The following is a 1,806-nucleotide window of genomic DNA, read 5'->3' as shown; positions in this document are numbered from 1 at the left end:
CAGTGCCACATCATAGTTGCCGCTGACGCTGTTGTAGGTGACGATCGCTGTTACTCCTGCGGCATCCCCGATAAGCAAGCCGTTTACATAGCTTTGTACGGCTGCTGTTTTGTTCGACTGTGAGGCTCCAAAAGCAACATTGATCTCTCCATTCGCCAAAGCCGCCTTGGCGGCTGCTACGGCCTGCGTATTAGTAAGACCGCTAAAAGGTGTTGCGGTAATCGCTATCGTTTGCTGCGAGGTCGTTTGCCTCTGCAAACCTTTTGCTACCGTGACGGTGAAGGTATAGCTGCCGTCTGTACCGTTTACATTGTCTCCGTTGCCCGCAATCGGCGCCATGTAGTTATCTGTATTGACAGTCACCGAAACCGCATTATTGTTGACTGCTGCCTCAGCAGTGGCTTTCAGTGCCGCCGCAATGACCGATTCGCTGGTCGCCGTTGCTTGGGCCAGGGTGCTGTAGCTCGCGGCTTCCGCCGCTATCTTTGCCGCCGATACAATATCGATGTCTGGATCTGCTGATTCGTTTACCGTCATCATCAAGCTTTTAATGTCATTCGCGCTGCCCTTGGACAGCACAACATCATAGTTGCCGCTGACGCTATTATAGGTAACGATCGCCGTCACCCCGGCGGCATCGCCAACCAGAAGACCGTTAACGTAGCTCTGGACTGCTGTGGTTTTGACGGCTTGCAAGGCTCCGAATGCAACATTGACCGTTCCATCTACTAATGCCGTCTTTGCCGCTGCTACTGCCTGAATGTTGGAAAGTCCGTCGAAAGCCGTCGCCAAAATGGGAACCGTCATCGGAGCGGTCGTACGGGCCTGCCATGGCCGAAGAAACGTGATGGTAAAGGTATAGCTGCCATCTGTACCGTTCGGGTTGTCGGCATCCCCTGTAATCGACGGAACGTAGCCCAGCTCCCTCACTCGTCCGGTTCTGATTGGGTCAGACTCAACGCCACCTTTTTGGATTGCGATTAACACTTGACTATTAATGAATGAATTTACCAATCCGTTGTCATACATAACCTGTGTGATGCCCGAAAAGTCGCCCTGTTCGATCGCGGTCTTGACCGAAGCCAGGTACGGATCAAACTCCTCATTCAGGGGGAGATTCACCATCCCTCCACCCCATGCATTTCCCTTTTCCATATAAATATCAATCGGGATTTGCCCCTCTATATTGGCGTTAGCGCTAACTGAAATGGTCATAAAGTCCAATTGGAGATCGCCGAATAACTCATTAAAATAACGTTTCACCATCTCATCGAGCTCCGTCCAGGTCGTGCCTAACGGCACATCGAGCGCTTGAAGCTCGCCAGTCAGGTCCATGGCCTTGTCGATCGCCTGTTGATTGGAAACGCCGGCATATGGCATCGCCTTGATCATGAGCGTCTGCCGAGCGATGCTTTGCACCTGCGCACCCTTGGTCAACGTAACGGTGAACGCGATCTGGCCGTCGGTGCCAATTGGGAAGTCCGCGTCTCCCGCCTTTGGCGCCGTGTACGCATCAACGTGGATTGACAGACCAATCTCGTCGTTATTTGCCGCCTGCTTTACCAGCTGCTCCACATAACTCGCCACCGCCGCTTCGGTACCATATTCCGCCTGATTGGCAGCGGGATACTCCGCCTTCTCTACCGCTTCCTTCGCTGCCTGCACTATTGCAATATCCGGGTCGGGCGCTTCGTTGAACGTGATACGCAAACTCGTACTGTCGGTACGGGTACCCTTGGAAAGCGCTACATCATAGCTTCCGCTCATGCTGTTGAAGGTGACGATTGCACTCACCCCTGCGGCATC

Annotated in this window: 1 protein-coding gene; it reads right to left on the bottom strand. The window is 53.4% G+C overall.

From position 1 onward, the window contains the following. Positions 1 to 1,806: hypothetical protein (locus A7K91_RS13740; protein ID WP_169833413.1), on the bottom strand; the 1,806-nt coding region annotated here is incomplete at both ends.

Source organism: Paenibacillus oryzae (genome assembly GCF_001675045.1).
Classification (GTDB): Bacteria; Bacillota; Bacilli; order Paenibacillales; family Paenibacillaceae; genus Pristimantibacillus; species Pristimantibacillus oryzae.
This window is presented reverse-complemented; position numbering and strand designations above follow the sequence as displayed.